Annotated in this window: 18 protein-coding genes; 9 read left to right on the forward strand and 9 right to left on the reverse strand. The window is 68.5% G+C overall.

The genetic code is table 11. The features are described from left to right. Nucleotides 1–113: 113 nt before the first annotated feature. The 4 genes from J2739_RS01800 (at nucleotide 114) to J2739_RS01815 (ending at nucleotide 6,343) form a co-directional block, all read left to right on the forward strand. A complete protein-coding gene (locus J2739_RS01800; RefSeq protein WP_309897989.1) occupies nucleotides 114–716 on the forward strand; it encodes a restriction endonuclease subunit S in 603 nt (200 codons plus the stop codon). A 26-nt stretch (nucleotides 717–742) separates the two neighbouring features. Beyond that, nucleotides 743–2,257 (forward strand): type I restriction-modification system subunit M, encoded by a 1,515-nt coding sequence (locus tag J2739_RS01805; protein WP_309897990.1) that lies wholly within the window; start codon nucleotides 743–745, stop codon nucleotides 2,255–2,257. A gap of 91 nt (nucleotides 2,258–2,348) precedes the next feature. Next, nucleotides 2,349–5,606, forward strand: coding sequence for a type I restriction endonuclease subunit R (locus J2739_RS01810; protein ID WP_309897991.1), 3,258 nt, complete (start codon nucleotides 2,349–2,351; stop codon nucleotides 5,604–5,606). Beyond that, nucleotides 5,603–6,343, forward strand: coding sequence for a M48 family metallopeptidase (locus tag J2739_RS01815; protein WP_309897992.1), 741 nt, complete (start codon nucleotides 5,603–5,605; stop codon nucleotides 6,341–6,343). The genes J2739_RS01810 and J2739_RS01815 overlap by 4 nt, the downstream gene beginning before the upstream one ends. On the opposite strand, the gene J2739_RS01820 is transcribed toward J2739_RS01815, so the two are convergent. The 5 genes from J2739_RS01820 to J2739_RS01840 all read right to left on the reverse strand — a co-directional run bounded on the left by J2739_RS01820 (nucleotide 6,330) and on the right by J2739_RS01840 (nucleotide 10,355). Continuing rightward, nucleotides 6,330–7,100, reverse strand: coding sequence for an alpha/beta fold hydrolase (locus J2739_RS01820; protein ID WP_309897993.1), 771 nt, complete (start codon nucleotides 7,098–7,100; stop codon nucleotides 6,330–6,332). The genes J2739_RS01815 and J2739_RS01820 overlap by 14 nt on opposite strands. Continuing rightward, the gene (locus J2739_RS01825; RefSeq protein ID WP_405053805.1) at nucleotides 7,097–8,167 is read right to left on the reverse strand and encodes a M14 family zinc carboxypeptidase; all 1,071 of its coding nucleotides are present in this window, start codon (nucleotides 8,165–8,167) and stop codon (nucleotides 7,097–7,099) included. Before J2739_RS01825 ends, J2739_RS01820 begins: the two co-directional genes overlap by 4 nt. A gap of 302 nt (nucleotides 8,168–8,469) precedes the next feature. After that, nucleotides 8,470–8,847 (reverse strand): hypothetical protein, encoded by a 378-nt coding sequence (locus J2739_RS01830; protein WP_309897995.1) that lies wholly within the window; start codon nucleotides 8,845–8,847, stop codon nucleotides 8,470–8,472. A gap of 610 nt (nucleotides 8,848–9,457) precedes the next feature. Beyond that, nucleotides 9,458–9,901, reverse strand: coding sequence for a VOC family protein (locus tag J2739_RS01835; protein ID WP_309897996.1), 444 nt, complete (start codon nucleotides 9,899–9,901; stop codon nucleotides 9,458–9,460). 46 nt (nucleotides 9,902–9,947) lie between these two features. Further along, nucleotides 9,948–10,355 (reverse strand): VOC family protein, encoded by a 408-nt coding sequence (locus J2739_RS01840; protein ID WP_309897997.1) that lies wholly within the window; start codon nucleotides 10,353–10,355, stop codon nucleotides 9,948–9,950. A gap of 98 nt (nucleotides 10,356–10,453) precedes the next feature. Between J2739_RS01840 and J2739_RS01845 the strand changes: the two genes are divergently transcribed. Together J2739_RS01845 and J2739_RS01850 are read left to right on the forward strand one after the other, a co-directional pair. Then, a complete protein-coding gene (locus J2739_RS01845; RefSeq protein WP_309897998.1) occupies nucleotides 10,454–11,110 on the forward strand; it encodes a TetR/AcrR family transcriptional regulator in 657 nt (218 codons plus the stop codon). 28 nt (nucleotides 11,111–11,138) lie between these two features. Further along, a complete protein-coding gene (locus tag J2739_RS01850) occupies nucleotides 11,139–11,780 on the forward strand; it encodes a DNA-3-methyladenine glycosylase (protein WP_309897999.1) in 642 nt (213 codons plus the stop codon). Here J2739_RS01850 and J2739_RS01855 read toward each other — a convergent pair. From J2739_RS01855 to J2739_RS01865, 3 genes are all read right to left on the reverse strand, one after another. Continuing rightward, complete coding sequence (locus J2739_RS01855; RefSeq protein ID WP_309898000.1) at nucleotides 11,725–16,989, reverse strand: non-ribosomal peptide synthetase; 5,265 nt, start codon at nucleotides 16,987–16,989, stop codon at nucleotides 11,725–11,727. The two genes, J2739_RS01850 and J2739_RS01855, sit on opposite strands and share 56 nt — an antisense overlap. 336 nt (nucleotides 16,990–17,325) lie before the next feature. Further along, nucleotides 17,326–18,303, reverse strand: a complete 978-nt coding sequence (locus J2739_RS01860) for a Bug family tripartite tricarboxylate transporter substrate binding protein (protein ID WP_309898001.1) — start codon at nucleotides 18,301–18,303, stop codon at nucleotides 17,326–17,328. A 140-nt stretch (nucleotides 18,304–18,443) separates the two neighbouring features. Next, entirely contained in the window at nucleotides 18,444–19,682 is a 1,239-nt protein-coding gene (locus J2739_RS01865; protein ID WP_309898002.1) for a pyridoxal-phosphate-dependent aminotransferase family protein, read from the reverse strand. Nucleotides 19,683–19,804: 122 nt separating this feature from the next. Here J2739_RS01865 and J2739_RS01870 point away from each other — a divergent pair, with 122 nt between their 5' ends. Both J2739_RS01870 and J2739_RS01875 read left to right on the forward strand, forming a co-directional pair. Continuing rightward, nucleotides 19,805–20,500: a GntR family transcriptional regulator gene (locus tag J2739_RS01870; protein ID WP_309898003.1), complete on the forward strand. Its 696-nt coding sequence runs from the start codon at nucleotides 19,805–19,807 to the stop codon at nucleotides 20,498–20,500. Further along, the gene (locus J2739_RS01875; RefSeq protein WP_309898004.1) at nucleotides 20,500–23,544 is read left to right on the forward strand and encodes an FAD-binding and (Fe-S)-binding domain-containing protein; all 3,045 of its coding nucleotides are present in this window, start codon (nucleotides 20,500–20,502) and stop codon (nucleotides 23,542–23,544) included. Before J2739_RS01870 ends, J2739_RS01875 begins: the two co-directional genes overlap by 1 nt. Nucleotides 23,545–23,573: 29 nt before the next feature. Here J2739_RS01875 and J2739_RS01880 read toward each other — a convergent pair whose 3' ends face one another. Then, nucleotides 23,574–24,011: a MarR family winged helix-turn-helix transcriptional regulator gene (locus tag J2739_RS01880; protein ID WP_309898005.1), complete on the reverse strand. Its 438-nt coding sequence runs from the start codon at nucleotides 24,009–24,011 to the stop codon at nucleotides 23,574–23,576. Nucleotides 24,012–24,285: 274 nt separating this feature from the next. On the opposite strand from J2739_RS01880, the gene J2739_RS01885 reads away from it, so the two are divergent. After that, complete coding sequence (locus J2739_RS01885; protein ID WP_309898006.1) at nucleotides 24,286–24,774, forward strand: tripartite tricarboxylate transporter TctB family protein; 489 nt, start codon at nucleotides 24,286–24,288, stop codon at nucleotides 24,772–24,774. Nucleotides 24,775–24,792 lie beyond the last annotated feature (18 nt).

Here is a 24,792-nt window from a genome sequence, read left to right on the forward strand (position 1 = left end):
AGCAACTCCCTGATGATTTTTGGACAAGCATCAACACCATTGATGCATTCATTTGTTCTTGTGAGGATGAAGTGTGAAGGAGATGCCGCGCGCGTGCAAGTACCATGTGCATCATGTCCATTCATGCATTGCGCACCGAGCTGGGAGCGGAGGTTCGCATCCGGGCGGGATATCCCTTTCGCGGCACCATCCCCGAGGAGAGGGAAGGTCCGGTCCACGCCGTGCAGATGAAAGATCTGGACCCGCTTCGTGGCATCGATTGGCGCGGCGTCATCCGTACGAGGCTGAGCGGGCGCCGCGACGCCGACTGGCTGGCGCCCGAAGACCTGCTCTTCGTCGCGCGCGGTAGCCGCTTCCATGCCACCTGCGTCGGCGAGCTCCCGGGCCCGGCCGTGTGCGGGCCGCACCTCTTTCATCTGCGGATCAAGCCCGGGCGCGCGCTGTTGCCGGCCTTCCTCGCCTGGCAGATCAACCAGGCGCCTTTCCAGCGGGCCCTGCAGCGCGCGGCCGAAGGCTCCAGCCAGCGGAGCGTGCGACGGCCGGTGCTCGAATCGCTGCCCATCGGCCTTCCGCCCATGGCCGACCAGGAGCGCATCGTCGAGCTCGCGCGCCTTGCACAACGAGAGCTGCAGCTGCAAGACCTGCTCATCCGCAACCGCGAACGGCAGTTCGCGTCGATCGCCGAGGCGCTCGCCAGGGCATCGGGCCACGCCTGACGACACTCCAGGGAAATCAAGAACGCATGAACCAGACCGCCATCAGCCAGGACAGCATCAACGCCGCCGTTTGGGCGGCCTGCGACACCTTTCGCGGCCTCGTCGATCCGAGCACCTACAAGGACTATGTGCTCCCGATGCTCTTCCTCAAGTACGTGTCGGACGTCTGGCAGGACCACTGCGATGCCTACCAGGCGCAGTACGGCGACGCCGCCCAGGATCTCATCGATGCGCTGCTCAAGACCGAGCGCTTCGTCCTGCCGCCCAGCGCCAGCTTCAGTGCCCTGCATGCGGCCCGCTACGAGCCCGGCAACGGCGAGCGCATCGACCGCGCGCTGCACGCCATCGAAGACGCCAACATCGCCAAGCTGCGCGACGTGTTCCAGAACATCGGCTTCAACGCCAACAAGCTCGGCGACGAGCAGCAGAAGAACGACATCCTGCGCCAGCTGCTCGAGGACTTCGCCAGGCCGGAGCTCGACCTGCGTCCCAGCCGCATCGGCGAGCTCGACCTGATCGGCAATGCCTACGAATACCTCATCAGTCACTTCGCCTCGTCGAGCGGAAGGACCGCCGGCGAGTTCTATACGCCGCCCGAAGTCTCCAGCCTGATGGCGCGCTTGATGGACCCGCAGGAAGGCGACGAGATCTGCGACCCGGCCTGCGGCTCGGGATCGCTGCTGCTCAAGTGCGGCCGCCTGATCCGCGATCGCGCCGGTTCCCGGCGCTATGCGCTCTTCGGACAGGAGGCCATCGGCAACACCTGGGCGCTGGCCAAGATGAACCTGTTCATGCACGGCGAGGACAACCACCGCATCGAGTGGGGCGACACCCTGCGCAACCCGAAGCTGCTGGCGGACGACAACCGCCTGCGGCACTTCGATGTCGTCGTCGCCAACCCGCCCTTCAGCCTGGAAAAGTGGGGATACGAAATCGCGGAGACGGACAGGTTCGGCCGCTTCCGCCGCGGCGTGCCGCCGCGAACCAAGGGCGACTACGCCTTCATCCTCCACATGGTCGAGACCATGAAGCCCGGCACCGGCCGCATGGCCGTCGTCGTACCGCACGGCATCCTGTTTCGCGGCGCCGCCGAGGCGCGCATCCGGCGCAAGCTCGTGGAGGAAAACCTGCTCGATGCCGTCATCGGGCTGCCCGAAAAGCTCTTTTTCGGAACCGGCATTCCGGCGGTCGTGCTGGTCTTTCGAAAGAACAAGGCGGACGAGGCGGTGCTGTTCATCGACGCCAGCCGCGATGTCGAACCCGGCAAGAACCAGAACCGCCTGCGCGACTCGGATCTGCAGCGCGTGCTCGATACCTACGCCGCACGCAAGCCGGTGGACAGATATGCCAGCCTCGCCACCACGGCCGAGATCGCCGCCAACGAGTTCAATCTGAACATCCCGCGCTATGTCGATGTCCTCAGGGTGCCCGAGGAGATCGACATGCTCGACGTGCGCCGCGAGCGCGATGAGCTCAGGGCAGAGTGGCTGACCATCGAAGAACGGATGGGCGGCTATCTGCGGGAACTCGGGTATGAGTAAGCCCGGAGGGGAAATAAAGCTCCCGGATGGCAGGCAAGAGGGGACGTCCTCGACCGCCCACCCATACAGCGCCCGCATCTGCGCGCTGAGCATGCTTTGCAAGCTAGGGTGGAACTACCTCGGCGCTGCCGATGGCCTCGCCTTTCGCGGTGGTTCGACGCGCGAGGTCCTCCTCAAGCCACGCCTCATCGAAGTCCTGCAGACGCGCCGCTTCGACTACCGGGGCCGCTCATACCCTCTCTCGCCCAGTGCCATCGAGCAGATCCTGCGCGAGCTCTCGACGCTCGGCCTCGGCGACGGCCTGCTGCCGGCGAACGAACGCCTCTACGCCAAGCTTGCCTTCGGCATCACGGTCACCGAATTCATGGCCGACGGCCGCAAGCATCAGCCGACGATCCATGTCATCGACTGGACCGACCCGAGTGCCAATCGCTTCGACGTGACGGAAGAACCATGCTTTCTCTCCAGCCGCGGCACGCACGAATGTGCACCCGACATCGTGGGCTACGTCAACGGCATTCCGCTGGTCGTGATCGAAGCAAAGCCACCGCAGGGGCGGCATGGGGGCAATGAGGCCGACGCGATGGTGCGCGAAGGCATCAGCCGCCAGCTGCGCAACCAGCGCGATGACGAGATCCCCGACCTCTTCGCCTACGCCCAGCTGCTGGTGTCCCTCAGCCGGACCGGCGGGCGCTACGGCACGACGCAGACCCCGCCCAGGTTCTGGGCCGAGTGGAACAAGGAAGAAGAGTTCGACGATGCCCGCATCGAGGCGCTGAAGAACACGCCGCTACCCGCGGCCACGCGAGCGGCCCTGTTCGAAGGCAAGCCCGCGGCGGTGCGCGAGGGCTTCGAATCGTCGGCGTCCTTGCCCATGCCGCCCAACGGCCCGGACCGCCTGCTCGTGAGCCTGTTGACGCCGCAACGGTTGATCGATCTGCTGCGCGGCTTCGTGCTGTTCGACAGCAGGGTCGGGAAGATCATCGCCCGCCACCAGCAGTTCTTCGGCGTGCGCGCCCTGCTGCGACGGCTGGCCGGGCAACGCGCCGACGGCGGGCGCGAGGGCGGCGTGATCTGGCACACGACCGGCTCGGGCAAGAGCTTCACCATGGTCTTCCTGGCCAAGGCCCTCCTGTTGAACGAAGGGCTGAAGGAATGCCGCCTGGTGGTCATCACCGACCGGCGCGATCTCGAACAGCAGCTCGCGCGCAACTTCATGGCCGGGGGCGCCTTCGGGTCGTCGCTCGCCGCGCACAAGGAGGGCGAACACAGCAAGGCCGCGACGGGCCGCGACCTGGCCCGGCGCATCGGCCAGGGCACGAAGCGCATCACCTTCGCACTGGTGCAGAAGTTCAATACCGCCTCCAGGCTTGCGGAGTGCCGCAACGATTCGCCCAATGTCGTGGTGGTGGTGGACGAAGGCCATCGCAGCCATGGCGGAGAGACGCACGAGCGCATGAAGAAGGCGCTGCCTCGCGCCGCCTACGTGGCCTTCACCGGCACACCGCTGCTGAAGGACGAGAAGACGGCACGGAAGTTCGGCCCCATCCTCCACGCGTACACCATGCAGCGCGCCATCGAGGACCACGCCGTCGCACCCCTCCTTTACGAAGAGCGGATGCCCGAGCTGTCCATCGATGCCGCGGCCGTCGACCGCTGGTTCGACAAGATCACGGCCGGCCTCGGCGAGCCGCAGCGTGCCGACCTGAAGAAGAAGTATGCCCGCAGCGGCGCGATCAACGGCGCGGCCAAGCGCATCGAGCTGATCGCATGGGACATCGCCACGCATTTCAGCGAGAACTTCAAGAAGATGGGTTCGGGCCTGAAGGGCCAGGTCGCCACCGCCAGCAAGCTCGATGCGATCCGCTACAAGAAGGCGCTCGATGAGACCGGCCTGGTCACCAGCGCCGTGGTGATCTCCCCGCCCGACATGCGCGAGGGCAACACCGAGGCCGACGAACACGGCATGCCCGAGGTGCAGAAGTGGTGGCAGCAGAACATGGTGAACCCAGGCGTCGATGCGGTCCACCACGAAAGGCAGCTGCTGCAGGGCTTCGGGACCGAGGGCGACCCCGACCTGCTGATCGTGGTCGATCGCCTTCTCACCGGTTTCGACGAGCCGCGCAACGCGGTGCTCTACATCGACAAGCCGCTGAAGGGCCACAACCTGATCCAGGCCGTCGCACGCGTGAATCGCCTGCACGATGCCAAGCGCCACGGCCTGCTGGTGGACTACCGCGGCATCCTGAAGGAGCTCGACACGGCCATCCGCGCCTACCAGGATCTCGAAAACAGGACGCAAGGCGGCTTCGACATCGGCGACCTCGAAGGGCTCTACGCGCAAGTCAGCACCGAGTACAGGCAACTGCCGATGCGGCACGAGGCGGTATGGTCCTTCTTCAAGGGCGTCGCCAATCGCAAGGATCCCGAACAGCTGCGCCAGGCCTTGAGCCCTCGGATCGCAAGCGATGGGCAAGGGGGCGACTACGACCAACGGCAGAAGCTTCGAGACGACTTCCATGCCGCGCTCACCGCCTTCGGCCTCTGCCTGCAAACCGCGCTGTCGTCGCGCGGCTTCTTCGAGGATCGGGACTTTTCGGAAGCGGCGCTCGAGGCTTACAAGGCCGATCTCAAGATCCTCATCCAGGTGCGGCAAATGGCGCGGCTCGACGCCATGGAGGTGGCCGAGTTCAGCGAATGCGACGAGCAGCTCCGCAGGCTGGTCGACCGGCATGTCATCGGGACGCGGGTCCGAGAGAGCGAGCGTGGCCCCTACGTCTTGCACGAGCGCGTCGCACCCGATGCTTCCGAGGCCTGGCCGCAGGACAAGGCACGCAGCGAGGCCGACCTGATCAAGACCCGGCTGCGCAAGACCATCGAGCAGGATCTGGCGGACGATCCCTATGCGCAGAAAGTGTTTTCCGAGCTGCTGAAAGATGCGATCGCGCAGGCGGAGGCCCTGTTCGATCATCCGCGCAAGCAGTACGCGCTGTTCAGGGACTTCGAGCGCGACGTCGAGCGGCGGGCCACACCCGGCATGCCGGAAATCCTGGCTTCCAACCCGCAGGCCAGGGCGTACTACGGTGCGATCCTGATCGCCCTGGGCACCGAGGAAGCGTCGCGGCTCGACGAGGCGCAGCGCAACGCCCATGTCGACCATGCGCTCGCCATCAGCGGCGTGGTGCAGGCCGCGGTGGCCGAGCATTCCTTGAACCCGCAAAGCATCGAAGCCGCCATCCGCAAGGGCCTGCTGCAGCGGCTCTATGCGCCGCTCGGCCTGGAGAGGACGAATGATGTGATCGCCCAGGTGCTCCACATCAGCCGCCTCGGCCTCGGACGGCATGCATGAGCACGGCAGTGCTTCGAGAGTTTCGCTACGGCGACGAGCGGATTGCGTTCAGCGTGCGCCTTCGGCCGGCGCGCAAGGCGCAGCGCATCGCCATTCACGTCGAACCGGATGGGCGCGTGGTGGTCGATGTGCCGCACGAGGCGAGCGAGACCGCGGTGCAGGCCGCGGTCCGGCAGCGCGCGCGCTGGATCAGCAGCCAGCTCACGGCCGTCCGCGAGCGCATCGACCCAGCACGCCCGCGCGCGCATGCCGGTGGCGAATCCCTGCTCTATCTCGGCCGTCGCTACAGGCTCGAAGTGCTTGTGGACGAAGACCGAAAGGGCGACGTGCGCCTGGGCAGAGGTCGCATCGAAGTCGCCGTGGGCAGCAACGAGCCGGGCCGCGTGCGGGCCGTGCTCGACACCTGGTACCGAAGGCGCGCCGGCGAGGTGCTGGCCGCGCGCCTGGCGGCCCTCGCGCCCGCATTGCACTGGGTTCGTACGCCGCCGCCGATGCAGCTGCGCGTCATGAAGCAGCGCTGGGGCAGCTGCTCGCCGGCCGGCCGCCTCACCTTGAATCCGAACCTGATCAAGGCGTCGCGGGAATGCATCGACTACGTGCTCATCCACGAGCTCTGCCATCTCCAGGCGCATCACCATGGTCCGCTCTTCCATCGCCTGCTCGATGCACAGATGCCGGAGTGGCGCAGGATCAAGCAGAAGCTGGACGCGTGGGCCGATGAGCTCATCCCATCCTGAGCGCAGCTCCTCGCGCCGCCCACCGCGTGATCTGCCGCGCGACCCAGTCCCCGTCGTCCAGCGGCAGGTCGTGGCCTGCGGTGGGATGTTCCACGATGTCCGCGTGCCATTGCCGCGCAAGGCGGCGCGAGCAATCCGGATTCACCAGTCCGTCGCGGGCGCTTGCCAGCACCAGCAGAGGCACACGCGGTGCCTGCGCCGGCGCGCGGTAGCGCACGGCCGCCACCACCTGGCGCAGTGCGTTGGAGGGCGACACCGGCCGCACCTCTCGAATCGTGGTCCAGTCATCGAGCACGCGGGTGCCGCCCTCCGGATGGCGGGTGGTGAGCCGCAGGATCGTCTCTTCGCGTTCGCGTGCGCTCCGGCGTGCCAGCAGCAAGCCGAGAAGCGCCGGGTAGGTGGCGGGACGCAGCCGCTGCCACCAGGGGCTGAAGGGCCGCAAGCTGGTGTTGATCAGCGCGCAGCCTGCAAGCTCGCGCGGGTGCCGCGAGGCCCACTCCACGGCCACCATCGCACCGAGCGACATCGCGAGCAGGTGGTAGGGCGGCTCGATGTCGAGGGCGACAAGCTGCTCGCGGCAGGCCTGCGCCGCGGCTTCGATCCGCAGCGGACTTTGCGATCCGTTCAAGCGCCCGTTGCCGGGCAGGTCCAGTGCCACGATGCGCGCGGCGGGCAGGCGCTCCTGCAAATGACCCGCGAAGCTGCCCCAGTGAGCGCTCTCGCGCGTGAGGCCGCGCATCAGCACCCAGGTGTTCATCCGCGCTTCCCGTACCAGCGCGCCAGCGCCTGCTGCTCGTGCCGTGCCCGGTGCGCGCCGGTGGGCAGCCAGCGCGCGTGGCTGCCGACCGCGCGGGTGACGAAGTCCAGCCAGGCGATGTGCTGGCGCAGCACGCGCTGGTGCCGGTGTTCGATCACCGGGTTGAAGATGCCGTGGCGCGAGAAGAGCTGGCGCGGGTTCTTCTTGACCCACAGCCACGAGCCCATCTCGAGCGTGAGCGGCAGGAACACGCTGTCCGGCCGGTGGTCGGCGCCCTGGTAGAGGTGATCCCACAGATCGCCGTGGGCCAGGTACTGCCGGCTCTGCGGCTCGAGCTTGTAGCGATGGTGCAGCAAGCTCTGGTCGAGGATGTCGCACAGCGCGTGCATCTCGGCCAGATGCCCGATCGGCCGCGCGGTGTGCGCGTAGGGGAACCAGATGCGGTCGGTCAGCCCGAAGCCGGAATGGCAATCCACCGCGACGCTGAGGGGGCGGCCCAGCAGCTCGGCTTCGACCAGAGCGCACAGCGCCGCGCTCTCGCATTCCATCGGCGCGCCGGCAGCGCCGCGGTACCAGGGCAGGTTCGCGCTGATGCGCTGGCCGCCGATCAGGTAGGGCACGCGCTCCTTCGCTTCGACCGGCGCGTTGCGCATCAGGTCGACGCCGTTGGGATTGGCGCGCGTGCCCAGCCACGTGCCGCCGGGATTGACCACCGGCATGAACACCAGCCGCATCGTCTCGAGCTGCCGGTGCAGCGTCTCGTCCCAGGCGAGCCGCATCACCAGGCTGCGCAGGTAGGCGATGACGACCTGTGCGCCGATGCGCTCCAGCCCGTGGACCCCACCGAAGAAGCCCACGGCCGGCGCCTTGGGCTGCGAGTCGCCGAGCACAAAGGCCTGGACCGGGAAGCGCCGCGCGCCGGCCGCGACTTCGCACAGGGTGCGCACCTCCACCTGCGTACCGGCCAGTTGGACCAGCTGTGCCAGCTCCAGCAGTTCGGGCAGGTCCGGGGGATTCACGCGTGGATTGGAGGGGAGAGTCGGGTGCGGAGGATAGCGGCAATGCATGCCATCAACATGTCATACGAGGCCCTTAGGGTGAGAAGACGGCTATGCCCATCGAGGGCATCCGTCACACCATGCACCCTTCCCTCCTCTGGGCCCCCACGGCCACCGGCTTCCGCGCGCTTGGCGCTGCCCTCCTGTGGGGCCTGATCGAAGTCCTTGCCCTGGCGCGCTCCCGCCGCAGTACGCAGCGGGCCACCAGAACCTGAAGCACTGCCGGCGAAGCCGCACTTCACCCGGGTACTCAGTCCCCGAGGAGCTTCGGCAGGTTGGCGATTAACTCTCGACTCAAAACTCCTTATGGTTTATTTGGGTGTTTGAAAAGATGTTAAATAATCTTTCTTGGCGGAAAGATTGACATAGGCCGTCCCATCGAAGGGTGAATAAACAGGTTGGTCACTTTGCATTTGGACGGCTTTAAGCATGATGTAAGTTGTGCCGGGCAATTCTGCAACGTCTGAAACTTCGAGAACCTCGCCGGGCATAACGGCCACAAGGTCCGGCAGAAAACCCGTCGAGATATTCTGCTTTGGCACGTTCTTATCCAAAACAAAAATGAACTTTTCAGTAGCTTCGGTGGGGTGTTCGAGTTGCCAGTTTTCTGCATGCGGTAAATGTATGCTGGCGGACTGCACTCCGAAGTCTGCTATGCGGGTGCCGGGAGTGGTGAGCTTTTCACTCACCTCGGGTCGAGCAAAGTAAAGGCGAAAGGCGTACTGCTCTTCACAGCTGGTTTGCAAATAAAGATCTCGGAGCAATTTGGCCGTCTCCTCGCTGACTTGGTGAGAATCCAGTGCCGTCGCGACCTTTCGTAAATCGCTATTGGGTACCCTGGCACCATTTTCTACAAAATCGCCTATCGACTGAGAGTGCTCCGCTTTGGACGACAGAATAAGATTCTAAAGATTCTCCATTGAGAATTTTCGACTATCCGCATTATTCAATATGTCGCGTAATCCTGGCGGTGAGGGTTGGATGGCTTGGCCGGGGCTTGATTGGTAAGGGCGGGTCCGGCTCAGGGAATCCACAGCGCTGGGTTTCACGGAGAGCTCCTTTGCGGCCGACGACAGTCGGCTGTCTCGGTGTTCGGAACCGCGCGAGAAGCGTCGTTCTTGCAGTTCAGGCACAAGACGCGTAATAGTTCACGCGGGCGGAGGTCTATGTGCAGCGTGGAGGAGCCGAAGCGCGCGGCTTTGCTCCGGGACAAGCGCGATATCAGATCAAGGCCCCCATCCTCTCCTCGGGGGAGAGGAAGCAAAAGCCGCCCGGGGCCGTGGACAGGCCCAGGCCCTTTCAGGCCTTCGGCCCCGGCACGATCACCATCCACCCCACCCCGAACCGGTCCTGCACCATCCCGAAGCTGGGCGAGAAAAAGGTCGGCCCGAGCGGCATGCGCACCTGGCCGCCCTCGCTCAGTGCTGCGAACTTGCGCTTGGCGTCGGCTTCGTCCGCCACCGTCAGCGACAGCGAGAAGCCGCGGAAGACCGGCGCGTCCTTGGCCATGCCGTCGGACGCCATCAAGGTGGTGTCGCCGATCTTGAACTCGGCGTGCATCACGTTGTCGCCGGCCGGTGCGCCGGACGTCTCGCCGCCGGCGCACATCTCCTGGCTGGCCGCCGGCTCGGGGTTGTCCTTGAAGCGCATCAGCATCGTCACTTCCGCACCGAGCTTGGCGCGGTAGAACTCGAGCGCTTCATCGCAGCGGCCTTCGAAGAACAGGTAGGGCTGGACATGCATGGCAATCTCCTTGGGAGAGTGGATGAAATCGTGAATCGATGGCGGCTCAGGCCTGCGGGAAGGCGCTCATGTCCATGTACGCCAGCTCCCACATGTGGCCGTCGAGGTCCTGGAAGCCGTGCTGGTACATGAAGCCGTGGTCCTTCGCCTCGGTGGGCGTGCTGCCGCCGGCCGCGATGGCCTTGGCGACCTGGGCCTCGACCTCGGCCCGGCTCTCGCAGGACAGGCACAGCAGCACCTCGGTGCTCTTCGAGGCATCGGCGATGGCCTTGGGCGTGAACGTCTTGAAGAAGCTCTCGACCAGCAGCATCGCGTAGATGTCCTCGCTGATCACCATGCAGGCCCCCTGCTCGTTGGTGAATCGCGGGTCGAAGCTGTAGCCCAGCGCCCCGTAGAAGGCCTTGGACTTCTCGAGGTTCTTGACGGGCAGGTTCACGAAGATCTTGGTGCTCATGTCGGGTCCATGGAAAAAAACGCGTGTGGCTGGTGGAAATTTCGTTGTTGTGTACAACGTCCACAAAAAAGATAGCAGAGATAATGGACGCTGTCCACATGGAAAAGAAAATAGCGCTCTCCCGCCCCGCGCCGCCGGCGCGCGGCACCTATCGCCACGGCGATCTGCGCCGGGCCCTGCTGGAGGCAGGCGTCGAGCTGGCCCGCCACGGCGGTCCGGAGGCAGTGGTCCTGCGCGAGGCCACGCGCCGCGCGGGCGTGGTGCCCAATGCGGCCTACCGGCACTTCGCCAGCCGCGAGGCCCTGCTGCTGGCGGTGCGCGCCGCGGCCCTTTCGGCGGCGGCCACCGCCATGGAGGCCGAGCTCGCCGCCGTCCCGCGCGACGGCTCGCTGGTGGAGATCGCCCGCGCCAGCGTTCGCGCCATCGGCGCCGGCTACCTGCGCTTCGCACAGGAACAGACCGGGCTCTTCCGCACCGCTTTCGGCGCGCCGGTGAAACTGTCGAACCCCCCCGATGCGGCCAAGGGCGGCGCGAGCGGCCTCAATCCTTTCGAGCTGCTGGGTGCGGCCCTCGACCAGTTGGTGGCCGCCGGCGCCCTGCCCCCGGAACGCCGCCCCGGCGCCGAATTCCTGGCCTGGTCGGCAGTGCACGGCCTCGCGCTCCTGATCATCGACGGCCCTCTGCGCGGCGCACCACGCGAGCAGACAGACCCACTGACCCGGCAGCTGCTGGCGATGGTGGAGCGGGGCCTTTGAGCTGCCCCGCGTCGGGCACGATCGCACCGTGAAGCCGCGCACGCCCGCCGACATCGATTTCTTCGCGCCCTCGCACGAGGTCGCGCCGAAGCTGATCGGCCTGGTGCTGCTGGTCGACGGCGTGGGCGGCCGCATCGTCGAGACCGAGGCCTACGACCGCCAGGACCCGGCCTCGCACACCTTCGGCGGGCCGACGCTTCGCAATGCGGCGATGTTCGGTCCGCCGGGCCGGGTCTACGTCTACCGTTCCTACGGCATTCACTGGTGCCTGAACTTCGTCTGCCGCGAGGAAGGCCATGGCGCCGGGGTGCTGATCCGCGCGCTGGCGCCCACCGCCGGCATCGAGCGCATGCGCGCGCGGCGCGGCGTGGAAGACCTCCGGCTGCTGTGCGCCGGCCCCGGCCGGCTGGCGCAGGCGCTGGGCATCGATGCCGGATTCAACGGCAAGCGGCTCGACCGCCCGCCCTTCGCGCTGCTCGCCGCGCCCGACGATCATCCGGCCGTGATGGTCGAAGCCGGGCCTCGCATCGGCATTTCCAAGGCGGCCGAGGTGCCCTGGCGCTTCGGGGAGAAGGGCTCGCCCTTCCTCAGCAAGCCCTTCAGCCGCGGAAAGGTCAGCGCGCCTGGAGATTCTCCTCGCGCGCGATCTGCTGCAGGCTCTCGTAAATGAGCCGGCGCGGGGCGATCTTCCACCCGAGCATCGATTCGATCGCGGACACGGCCCGCATGGCGAGCAGCGAATGGCCGCCCAGGTCGAAGAAGTTGTCGGTGCGCCCGATCTCCTCGACGCCCAGCAGCTCCGACCAGACGCTGGCGATGATCTGCTCGCCCTGCGTGGACGGGGCCACGTAGCTGCGCCCGTCGGCCAGGACGACGTCCATCATCGGCGCCGGCAGCGCGGCACGGTCGACCTTGCCATTGGGCAGCATCGGCATCGTGTCGAGCGCGACGAAGTGCTGCGGGATCATGTAGTGCGGCAGTCGCGTGCTCAGGTGCTCGCGCAGTGTCGGGGGCGCCGGCGGCACCGGGCCGCGCGCGACGAAGTAGGCCACCAGCCGGACGTCCTCCTCGCGCTCGGCGCGCGTCACCGCCACGCAGTGCGCCAGCTCGGGGTGGTCGAGCAGCGCCGATTCGATCTCCCCCATCTCGACGCGGAAGCCGCGCAGCTTGACCTGGTGATCGGCACGGCCCAGCAGCTCGAGCTGCCCGTCGTGGCGCCAGCGGCCCAGGTCGCCGGTGCGGTAGAGCCGGGCGTCGAGTTCGTCGCCGAAGGGGTCGGGCACGAAGCGCTCGGCCGTGAGCTCGTCGCGTTGGTGGTAGCCGAGCGTCACGCCGGCACCGCCCACGTACAGCTCGCCCGGCACGCCGATCGGGCAGGCATGGCCGTGCGCGTCGAGCACCCAGACGGTGACGTTGTCGATGGGCTGTCCGACCGCGATCGCCTTGCGCGGCGAATGGACCTTCCAGGCCGTCGCCCAGACCGTGGTCTCGGTGGGGCCGTAGATGTTCCAGAGCTCGGCCGAGCGCGCCATCAGCTGCTCGGCCAGCACGGGCGGCAGGGACTCGCCGCCGATCAGCGCACGGAAGCGCGGCGTGCCCGCCCAGCCGGTCTCGATCAGCGCGCGCCAGCCCGAGGGCGTGGCCTGCAGCAGCGTCACCTCCCAGATTTCGAGCAGCCGGCGCAGGGCGGCCGGATCGTGCACCTGCTCCTGCGAGGCGATGACCACCTTCGCCCGCACCACCAGCGGCAGCAACAGGTCCAGCACCGAGGGATCGAAGGAGGGGCTGGTGATCGCCAGCACGCAGTCCTCGGCCGAGAGCCCCGGCATCTTCACCATGCCGGCGAGGAAGTTGACCACGCCGCGGTGCGGCACCCGCACGCCCTTGGGCTGGCCGGTGGAGCCCGAGGTGTAGATCAGGTAGGCCTCGTCCAGCGGCGTGGCGTCGAGCGCCGCGTCAGGCGCCAGCGGGTGCGCCGGTTGGCCGGCCGCCAGCCGCTTGTCGTCGATCGCGATCGTCGGGATCGCCAGCCCTTCCAGGATGCCTTGCGTGCCCTGCTGCGCCAGCACCGCGCTCAGGTCGGCGTCGACCGCCATGAAGCGCAGGCGGTCGGCCGGGTAGTCGGGGTCCAGCGGCACGTAGGCTGCGCCGGCCTTCATCACGCCCAGCTGCGCGATCAGCATGTCGGGGCTGCGCGCGATGCACAGGCCGATGCGCTGGCCGCGTGCGATGCCGCGCAGCCGCAGGGCGTGGGCCAGCTGGTTGGAGCGCGCCTCGAGCTCGCCATAGCGCAGCATGCGGCCCGCCGCGTCGACGACCGCGACGCGTTCGCGCACCTCGGCCGCGCCGAGGTCCAGGTAGTCGTGCACCAGCTGCCGCGCGGGCAGGGGCGAGCGCCTGCCGTTCCAGCCGTGGCGCAGCAGGTTCAGCTCGGCCGGCGAGAGCATCTCGTGCTCGGAGATCCGGCGCTCGGGCTGCGCCAGCAGTCGCTCCACCAGCGAGAGGTAGCTTTCGAGCATGCGCGCGGCGCTCGCCTCGCTGTAGAGATCGCTCGCGTACTCGAGGTGGATGCGGTGCGTGAACTCGGTGTCGATGTGCATCGACAGGTCGAACTGCGCCGCCACGCGCTCGAAGTCGAATTCGTCGATCTCGAGCCCGAACAGCTCGCTATCGCCCACCGGCGCATTGAGCACGTTGAAGAGCACGCGCACCGGGCCTTCGGGATGCAGCGTGCGGTCGTGTCCCAGCGCGTCGATCAGCTCGTCGAAGGGCGCGTCCTGGTGCGCATAGGCCTCCAGCGCGTCCCTGCGCACGCGATGCACCAGCTGCGTGAAGCTGGGATCGCCCGCGAGATCGGTGCGCATCACCAGCGTGTTGACCAGCGTGCCCACCAGCGGCTCGGTGGCGAAGCGGTGCCGGTTCGCGATCGGCGTGCCGATCGCGATGTCCTCGCTCTTCGCGCGGCGCGACAGCATGAGCGCGAAGGCCGAGAGGTAGACGACGAAAGGCGTCACCGCCTCGCGCCCGCCGAAGGCGTGCATCGCCTCGCGCAGCCGCGGCGGCAGCGGGGCCGAGACGCGCCCGCCGCGATGGCTGGCCTTGTCCGGCCGGGGAAAGTCGGTGGGCAGGTCGAGGTCGGGCAGCCCGCGCAGCCGGTCCAGCCAGTAGTCCAGATGATGCCGGCGTGCTTCCACGGCCTCCGGGCTGCGTTCCCAGGCGGCGTAGTCGGCGTAGCCGATGGCGGGTGGTGCCGCGAGCGGCTCACGCCCCGCCGCCAGCGCGCCGTAGGCGGCCAGCGTCTCGCGCATCAGCAGCGCGCTGGCCCAGTTGTCCGTGATCGCGTGGTGCAGCGTCCAGAACAGCACATGGTCGCGCGCGTCGAAGCGGATCAGCGTGGGCCGGTGCAGCGGCGCCTGCGACAGATCGAAGGGCTGGGCCGCGCGCTCGGCCAGGAGCGCACGCGCCTGCGCGTGGCGTTCCCGTTCGGGCAGGTGGCCGAGATCGATCTGCTCTAGCGGCACGGCCAGCGTGGGCGCAATTTGCTGCATCGGCTCGTGCTCGCCCATGACGAAGCAGGTGCGCAGGCCTTCGTGGCGCCGCACCATCGCATCGAGGGCCTGCTGGCACAGCGACGCGTCGAGCGCGCCGCGCAGCCGGATCGCCATCGGCACGTTGTACGCGGTCGATGCCGGGTCGAAGCGCTGAATCACCCACATGCGCCGCTGCGACAGCGACGCCGGCAGCGGCGCCCCGCGTGCCACCGGCCGGATGCGCGCCGGATCGGCCTGCGCCGCCCGTGCCGCGGCCGCTCCGTTCTTCAATTCGCGTGCCACCGCGGCCGCCATGGCGGCCACGCTCGCATGCTCGAACAGCTCGACCAGCGGCAGCGCCGCGCCGAAGCGCGCCGACACGCGCGAAAGCACCTGCGTCATGCGCAGCGAATTGCCGCCGAGCTCGAAGAAGCTCTCGTGCACGCCGAAGGCGCGCGTGCCCAGCACCTCGCACCAGATGTCCCACACCGCCTGCTCGCGCTCGTCGCGCGGCAGCACCTGGCCGAGGCGCTCCCGGCGCTCGTCCTCTTCGGGGCTCTCGTCGGGCGCGTACTGGCTGCCGGTATCGAGCGGCGCCGCCAGCGCCAGCTCGCCGGCCAGGAAGGCCTCGCGGCAGCGGTGGCGCTGCACCTTGCCGCTGGAAGTGCGCGGCAGCGTGCCGGCGCGCAGCAGCGCGACCGCGTGCACCGGAAGGCCGTGCTCGACCGCGATCGCGCGGCGCACGGCGCGGAAGACGGCCTCGGCATCGAGCTTGGCCTCGGCACGCCGGTCGATCTCCAGTGCCAGCACCACGCCCTCGCCGGCCGGCGTGTCGACCGCGAAGGCCGCGCCATGGCCCAGGCGCAGCGAGGGATGGGCGCGCTCCGCGCTCCATTCCAGGTCCTGCGGATAGTGGTTCTCGCCGTTGACGATCACCAGGTCCTTCAGCCGTCCGGTGACGAAGAGCTCGCCCTGGTCCAGGAAGCCGAGGTCGCCGGTGCGCAGCCAGGGGCCGCTGCCGTCGTCCAGATGCCCGCCGAACGCCGCCTCGCTGGCCTCGGGCTGCATCCAGTAGCCGCCGCCCACGCCGGGCGAGCGCACCCAGATCTCGCCGACCGCGCGCTCGGCGCAGCGTCGGCCTTCGTCAACGATCAGGATCTCGGTGTGCTGCATCGGCTGTCCGCAGCCCACCAGGCGGCGTGCCTGCGGCGAACCTTCCGGCAACGGCAGGAAGCGGTGCGACACCAGTGCCGCCGGATCGGCCGACACGATGCGCGGCGGCCCCGAGGGCCCCGCCGCGCTCACGCCCAGCACCGCCTCGGCCAGGCCGTAGGAGGGTGCGAAGACGCGCGGGCCCATGCCCGCCGCGCCGAAGACCTCGAGCACGCGCTCCACCGTCTCTGCCTTGATCGGCTCCGCGCCGCAGTTGAGCGACACCAGGCTGTCCAGGCGCGCACCGAGCGGCTTGTCGCCCAGCGCGAGCAGGCAGGCGGCAAAGGCCGAGTCGGGCGCGCCGGTGTGCGTGATGCGGTGCTTCTCGACCGCGTCCAGCCAGCGCAGCGGCCGGCGCAGGAACGAAAGCGGCGACATCAGATAGCCGCTGGCGCCCGCCACGACCGGCGCCAGCACGCCGAAGGCCAGGCCATAGTCGTGGAAATGGGGCAGCCAGCTGAGCGCGCGCGACTCCGGGTTCCCGTGCCCCGCGGCGATCAGCGCGCGTACGTTCGCCAGCACGTTCGCATGCGACAGGCGCACGCCGCGCGGTGCCGAGGTGGAGCCGGAGGTGTATTGCAGATAGGCCAGCGAATGCGGCTCGATGGCCGGCGGAATGAAGCCGCCCGGGCTCGCCGCTTCGAGCGCAGACGCATCGGGCAGGGCGGCCCAGCGCGCCATCGCGAAAGTCGCCGGGTCCAGCGCGGCGGCCGCAGCATCGAGCAGGGCCGCGCTGGTCAGCACCAGCGTCGCGCGCGAGTCGGCGATCACGCTGCGCAGGCGCGGCGCGGCATGGTGCAGGCGGATGGGATCGGGCGAAGGCACCGGCACCGCGACCCTGCCGCTGAGCAGGCACGCCCAGAACACGCGCACGAAGTCCAGACCCGGTGGAAAGGCCAGCAGCACCCGGTCGCCGGGCCGGGTCTCTGCCGAGAGCCAGGCGGCAAGGCGATGCGTCTCTCCGTGCAGCTCGGCGTAGCTGGTCTGCTGCGCCGGGGATAAATCCTCCGCGAGAAAGGCGTAGGCCAGGTGCGAGGGCCGTGCTCCGCTTTGCGCTTCGAACACAAAGGCCAACGTGTCCTGCGAGAGGCCGGTGGCGGTTGGCGAGATGCATTCGAGCGACGGCGGATTGAACATTGAAACCCTGGTGGATGGATCTGCGGCGCGGCGGCCGGCCAAACCAGAGCTTTTGTCACCATGTTGCACTGCAGCGCGCCGGTCATTTTCGGCAATTCATTGGCGGCGTTGTCTGACAAGCGGGGTTTCCCTAGGCTCGATGCCGATCACAGCTGCAAGGTGTGCGGCGGCACGCGCGTGGCGTCGGGCATGAAAGAAGGCGAGCAGGTCTACCGGCACCCTGTGCGGCCGCTGCGCGTGCACGAGCCCAAGGCCGCCGATCCGGCGACCTGGAACGAGGGATCGGCAGCCTGAGAGGGGCTGCAGTCGGGCCCCTGGGTCGGCCCCGTCGTTTGCTCAGGTGTCGACCTTCACCTTGGCGTCCCGCACCACGCGCGCCCACTTCTCGATCTCGGCCGCGATGAACTTCTGGAACTTCTCCCGCGAGCCGCCGCCGTCCTCGGCGCCGTAGGTGTCGAGCCGCTCCTGCACATCGGGCATCGCCAGCACGGTGTTGACGTCGCGGTTGATCTTGTCGGCCATGGCCGTCGGCAGCTTGCCCGGCCCGGCCAGGCCGTACCAGGTGGTGGCCTCGAAGCCTTCGAAGCCCTGCTCCTGCATCGTCGGCACGGTCGGGTGGCCCTTGGCGCGCTTCAGCCGCGTCTGCGCCACCGCCGTCACCTTGCCGCTCTTCACATGCGGCGTGGCCGCCGTCATGGTTTCGAAGCTGTACTGGATCTGGTTGCCCATCAGGTCGGCCAGCAGCGGCCCGCTGCCCTTGTAGGGCACGTGCAGCGCATCGACCTTGGCCTGCAGCTTGAACATCTCCAGCGCCAGGTGCTGAGCCGACCCGGCACCGGCCGAGCCGAAGCTCACCTTGCCCGGCTCCGCGTGGCAGAGCGCGACGATGTCCTTCACCGTCACCGCCTTCTGCGCCGGCCCCGCGATCAGCAGGTTGGGCGTGACGCCCACCAGCACGATCGGCACGAAGTCGCGCTCCACGCTGTAACGCAGCTTGGGCTGCAGGCTCGGTGCCAGCGCGTGGCTGTTGATGTGCGCCATCAGCAGCGTCGAGCCGTCGCTGGGCTGGGTCGACACGTACTCGGCCGCCAGCACGCCGGCGACACCGCCCTTGTTCTCGACGATGACCGACTGGTTCCACATCAGGGACAGCTTCTGCGCCACCACGCGCGCCAGCGCATCGGTCCCGCCGCCGGGCGGGAAGCCCACCACGATGCGCACCGGGCCGTTCGGCCATTCCTGCGCGAACACGCGCGGCACGCCGAGTGTCGCGGCCGCGGCGCCCGCGGCCTGGATCAGGGAACGTCGTTGCATGGAGGGCTCTCCTTTTGAAATACGGGTATCAGTTCGGGTGCAGGGCGCAGAGGGCGCGAAGCTTGCGCGGCGAACCTTCGTCCTTCGCATCCTTCGCATCCTTCGCCTGCGGATCTCCGAAAGTTCGGCGTGCGACGACTTCAAGCCGCCTGGCGCAATGCCTTCGCCGCCGCATGGCTCGCGAAATGCTCCATCGCCGCCGCCACCCCGCTGCCCGCGAGCTTCACGCCTGAGAGCTTCAACCCCATCTCCACGCCGGCCACCATCGCCACCAGCGTGAGGTCGTTGCTGTCGCCCAGGTGGCCCATGCGGAACATGCGGCCCTTGAGCTTGCCCAGGCCCGTGCCCAGCGACAGGTCGAAGCGTTCGTGGATCAGCCGCCGCAGCGCATCGGCGTCCACGCCCTCGGGGGTGATCACGCCGGTCAGCACCGGCGAATGCACGGCCGGGTCGGCGCACTGCGTCGGCAGACCCCAGGCCTGCACCGCCGAGCGCACCCCCGCGGCCCAGCGCTGGTGCCGCGCGAAGACCTGCGGCAGCCCTTCTTCCAGCAGCATGTCCAGCGATTCGGCCAGGCCGTACAGCAGGTTGGTGTTGGGTGTGTAGGGCCAGTAGCCGCTCTGGTTCATCTCCACGATCTCGTCCCAGGCCCAGAAGGCCTTGGGCAGCTTCGCAGTCCTGCTGCGCTCCATCGCCTTGGGCGACAGCGCGTTGAAGCTGATGCCCGGCGGCAGCATCAGGCCCTTCTGCGAGCCGCTGATGGTCACATCCACGCCCCATTCGTCGTGGCGGTAGTCGGCGCTGGCGAGGCCCGAGATGCTGTCCACCATCAGCAGGGCCGGATGGCCGGCCGCATCGATCGCGCGGCGCACCGCGGCGATGTCGGAGGTCACGCCGGTCGACGTTTCGTTGTGCACCACGCACACGGCGCGGATCTTTTTCCCGGTGTCCTGGCGCAGGCGCGCCTCGATCAGCTCGGCCTGCACGCCGTGGCGCCAGCTGCGCGGCAGCCCCGTGTCGTCGATGCCGGAAAGGCCGAGGAACTCGGGCGCCAGCCCGAGGCGCAGCGCCATCTTCTGCCACAGCGTCGCGAAGTGGCCGGTCTCGTACATCAGCACCGCATCCCCCGGGCTCATCACGTTGGCGAGCGCCGCCTCCCACGCGCCCGTGCCCGAGGCCGGGTAGATCACCACCGGATGCCGCGTCTGGAACACCTGCCGGATGCCCGCCAGCACCTTCAGGCCCAGCGCGCCGAACTCGGGGCCGCGGTGGTCGATGGTGGGCAGGCTGATGGCGCGCAGGATGCGGTCCGGCACCGGGCTGGGGCCGGGGATCTGCAGGAAATGCCGGCCGGTCGGATGGGAATCGAGTTGCAGCATGAACGGTCCTTTCTTCAAAGTTTTGCATGCAAAATGCATTCGAACATGCTCGATAACCCTGAAGCCTGTCGATTGAGGTCGCCAAGTTTTGCATTCAAAATGCATCAACAGGAAAACAGACCATGGCAGAAGTGATCGAGATCTCGCGGCTGGCGCTGCACGACCAGGTGGCCGCGCGCCTGCGCACCATGCTGGTCGAAGGCCACATCGCCCCCGGCGCCAAGCTCAACGAGCGCGAGCTGTGCGAGCAGCTGCGCGTGTCGCGCACGCCGCTGCGCGAGGCCATCAAGCTGCTGGCAGCGGAGGGCCTGGTCGACCTGCTGCCCAACCGCGGCGCGGTGGCCGTCATGCTGAGCGAGGCCGATGTGCAGAACACCTTCGAACTGCTGGCCGTGCTCGAAGGCATGTCGGGCGAGCTGGCGGCGCGCCGCATCACCGATGCCGAGCTGGCCGAGCTGCGCGCCCTGCACTACGAGATGCTGGCCTGCCATGCGCGCCGCGATCTCTCGGGCTACTACCGCATCAACGCGCGCATCCACACCGCCATCAACGATGCCGCCAAGAACCCGGTGCTCACCAGCACCTACCGCGCGATCAACGCGCGCGTGCAGTCGCTGCGCTTCCGCACCAACCAGGACGAGGCCAAGTGGAAGCACGCCGTGGCGGAGCACGAACGCATGATCGAGGCTCTCGCCGCGCACGACGCCGCCGCCATGCGCGAGGTGCTGGTCGAGCACCTCAACCGCAAGCGCGACGCGGTGCTGGCGCTGCTGCGCGCCGGCGAGGTCTACCCCAAGCCGCAGGCGGGCAAGCGCTGATGCGCATCGATCCCCCCGGCCACCTGCAGCCGGCCGGCACCGTGCCTCCGCCGAACGAGGTCTGCGCCCTGCTGGCGCGCCGCCTCGCGGCCGAGACCGAGGGCGAGGTGCTGTTCGATGCGGCCTCGCGCGGCCGGTACGCCACCGACGCCTCCATCTACCAGATCATGCCGGCGGGCGTGCTGGTGCCGAAGAACGAGCGCGATGTCGCCACCGCCATCGACATCGCGCGCGAGCTGCAGGTGCCGGTGCTGGCGCGCGGCGGCGGCACCAGCCAGTGCGGCCAGACCACCGGCGCGGCGCTGGTAATCGACAACAGCAAGCACCTGCGCCGCATGCTCGAGCTCGACGTGAGCGCGCGCCGCGTCACGGTGCAGCCGGGCCTGGTGCTGGACCACCTGAACGCGCAGCTCAAGCCGCACGGGCTGTGGTTCCCGGTCGACGTCTCCACCAGCGCCCAGGCGACCCTGGGCGGCATGGCGGGCAACAACTCCTGCGGCTCGCGCTCCATCGCCTACGGCAACATGGTGCACAACGTGCTGGGCGCGAGCGCCTGGCTGTCCGACGGCGCGCTGGTGGACTTCGGCCCGGTCGCCACCCTCGGCGCGCGCGCCGCCGACATCGCGCTGTACGTGAAGCAGCTCGCCGGCCAGCACCGCGCCGATATCGCCGAGCGCTGGCCCAAGGTGATGCGCCGCGTCGCCGGCTACAACCTCGACATCTTCGACAACCAGAGCGAGCGGCCCTACACCGCCGACGGCAGCGTCAACCTCGCGCACCTGCTGATCGGCGCCGAGGGCACGCTGGCCTACACCCGCAGCCTGACGCTGCAGCTGTCCGAGCTGCCGCGCGCCAAGGTGCTGGGCATCGTCAACTTCGCGAGCTTCCACGCCGCGATGGATTCGGCCCAGCACATCGTCAAGCTGGGCCCCACCGCGGTCGAGCTGGTCGACCGCACCATGATCGAGCTGAGCCTCGCCAACCCGGCCTTCAGGCCCACCGTCGAGAAGGCGCTGATCGGCAAGCCCGCCGCCATCCTGCTGGTCGAGTTCTCGGGCGAGGACCGCGCCGAACTGCTGTACCGGCTGCAGCGGCTGGCCGAGCTCATGGGCGACCTGGGCCTGCCCGACAGCGTGGTGCGCATGCCCGAAGAGGCGGCGCAGAAGGCGCTGTGGGAAGTGCGCAAGGCCGGCCTCAACATCATGATGAGCCTCAAGGGCGACGGCAAGCCGGTCAGCTTCATCGAGGACTGCGCCGTGCCGCTCGAGCACCTGGCCGCCTACACCGACGGCCTGACCGAGGTCTTCGCGAAGCACGGCACGCGCGGCACCTGGTACGCCCATGCCTCGGTCGGCACGCTGCACGTGCGGCCCATCCTCGACATGCGCACCGACGGCGCCGCCAAGATGCGCGCCATCGCCGAGGAGGCCGGCGCACTCGTGCGAAAGTACAAGGGCGCCTTCAGCGGCGAGCACGGCGACGGCCTGTGCCGCGGCGAATGGATCGAGTGGCAGTTCGGCCCGTCGATCAACGAGGCCTTCCGCGCCATCAAGAACAAGCTCGACCCGATCGGCCTCTTCAATCCCGGCAAGATCATCGACCCGCCCAAGATGGACGACGGCGCCCTGTTCCGCTTCGCGCCCGCTTCCGCGCCGCAGCCTTACCGGCGCATCCCCATCAGCCCCGTGCTCGACTGGTCCGCCTGGAACGTGCAGGCCGACCCGGTGACCGAGGAGACCACGCCGCCCGGCAGCGGCGGCGACGTCACCGGCGGCTTCGCCAAGGCCGTCGAGATGTGCAACAACAACGGCCACTGCCGCAAGTTCGACGCCGGCACCATGTGCCCGAGCTACCGCGTCACGCGGGACGAGCAGCACCTCACGCGCGGGCGCGCCAACACGCTGCGCCTGGCGCTCTCGGGCCAGCTCGGCCCCGACGCCTTCACCGGCGAGGCCGTTCGCGATGCCATGGACCTGTGCGTCGGCTGCAAGGGCTGCAAGCGCGACTGCCCGACCGGCGTGGACATGGCGAAGATGAAGATCGAGTTCCTCGCCCACTACAAGAGGAAGCACGGGCGCACGCTCGCGGACCGCCTGATCGCCCGTCTGCCGGAGTATCTGCACACCGCCCGCCGCATGCCCTGGCTCTTCAACCTGCGCAACCGCGTGCCCGGCGCCGCCTGGCTGGGCGAGCGCGTGCTGGGGCTGTCGGCCAGGCGCTCGCTGCCGGAGTTCCGCAGCGACACCTTCTGGAGCGAGCGCGACGCCACGCTCTTCACCAGCCGCGACATGGTCATCGCCGCCGCCTGCAGCGGCCGCAAGTCGGCGGTGCTCTTCGTCGACACCTTCAACGGCGGCTTCGAGAGCGAGAACGCCTGGGCCGCCGCGCGCGTGCTCAAGGCCGCGGGCTACCTGCTGCACACCGTCGAGAAGTTCAGCGGCCACTATTGCTGCGGCCGCACCTACCTGGCCCAGGGCTGGGTCGAGGAGGCCAAGGCGCACGCCGGTGCGCTGGTCGATGCGCTGCTGCCCCTGGCCGAAGCGGGCGTCCCCATCGTCGGCCTGGAACCCTCCTGCCTCCTGACCCTGCGCGACGAGGCCCTGGCCATGGGCCTGGGCGACAAGGCGAAGACGGTCGCGGCCCAGGCGCTGCTGTTCGAGGAATTCATCGCGCGCGAAATGCGCGAGGGCCGCTTCAAGCTCGCCTTCCAGCCGGTCGAGAAGCCCATCCTGCTGCACGGCCATTGCCACCAGAAGGCCTTCGGCGCGGTGAGCCCCATCCTCGAAGTGCTGAAGCTCATCCCCGATGCCAGGCCCGAGCTCATCGAGAGCTCCTGCTGCGGCATGGCCGGCAGCTTCGGCTACGAGGCCTCGCACTACGAGGTGTCGATGCGCATGGCCGAGGCCGCGCTGCTGCCCGCGGTGCGCAGCCGGCCCGACGCCATCGTGCTGGCCGACGGCACCAGCTGCCGCCACCAGATCGCCGACGGCGCGCAGCGCCAGGCGGTGCACGTGGCGCGGCTGCTCGACGCGCTCATGGCCTGAAGCTGGCCGGCGCCGCAGCCACCCCGCGCCTACGCCTCGCCGCCCCCGGCCTCGCTGTCGATCTCGCTCGCGAGCCGCGTCGCCTCGGCCAGGTGCGACAGCTCCAGCGCGTGCTGCTGCGCGAGCTTCGCCAGCGTCTTGCGCCCCTTGGGCAGCAGGTGCACCTCGACCAGCCGGCGATCGACGGTGCTGGGCTTGCGCCTCACCAGGCCCGCGTCCTCGCAGCGCGACACCAGCGCCACCACCCCATGCGGCTGCGCCTGCAGCCGCTCGGCAATCTCCCCGATCGAGGCCCATTCCCGGCCCGGAAAGCCCTGCGTGTGCAGCAGCACCTGGTACTGCAGCACCGTGATGCCGGCATCGCGCGCCGCATCCTCGCTGAAGCGCAGGAAGCTGCGCAGCCGGAACCTGAACTCCGACAGCGCCTCCAGGCGCTGCTTCGACTCGCCCTGCTCTTTCTTGGACATCGTTGTTCTACCTGTTGGATTTGACGCAATGTAGCAAGGCGCCCCGGCCGGCATCCGGGTGCCGTCCAAGGCGGGGCCCGGGTAATTACTCATGATGTGATGTAAAAAGCCTCATAGCATGATGTAAATCGCGGCGCCGTCGACGGGCCTGCATCCGCATGCGGGACGTGGCGTCGCTCCGGCCGTGGGCCTTCGCGCCCCGCACGAGCCGACCGGCACCCGCCGGCCCGGCGGTTGCCCTCCCCTTTTTTTCCGATCCTTCGAAAGTGCATTCATGAAAATCAGGAGCCAACGAGACTTCTTCTCCGGCCTGTTGTTCGTTACCGCCGGTGCCGCCTTCGCGATCGGCGCGACCCACTACAACATCGGCAGCGGCGCGCGCATGGGCCCCGGCTACTTCCCGCTCATGCTGGGCGCGCTGCTGGCCATCCTCGGCCTGGGTGTGATCCTCGGCTCGGTGACCATCGAAACCGCGGACGGCGAGCCCATCGGCGGCATCGCCTGGAAGCCGCTCCTGCTCATCATCGGGGCGAACCTGATCTTCGGCCTGATGCTCGGCGGACTGCCCAGCATCGGCGTGCCGGCCATGGGCCTGGTCGTTGCGATCTACGCGCTGGTCGTCGTCGCGAGCCTCGCGGGTGCCAGCTTCAGCATGAAGGCGGCGCTGATCCTGAGCACCGTGCTGGCCATCGGCAGCTACGTGGTCTTCATCCTCGGCCTGAGCCTGCAGTTCCAGGTCTGGCCCACCTTCATCACCGGCTGAGGACGCGCTTCGCCATGG

The organism is Variovorax soli (assembly GCF_031454625.1).
GTDB classification, from domain to species: Bacteria; Pseudomonadota; Gammaproteobacteria; order Burkholderiales; family Burkholderiaceae_C; genus Variovorax; species Variovorax soli_A.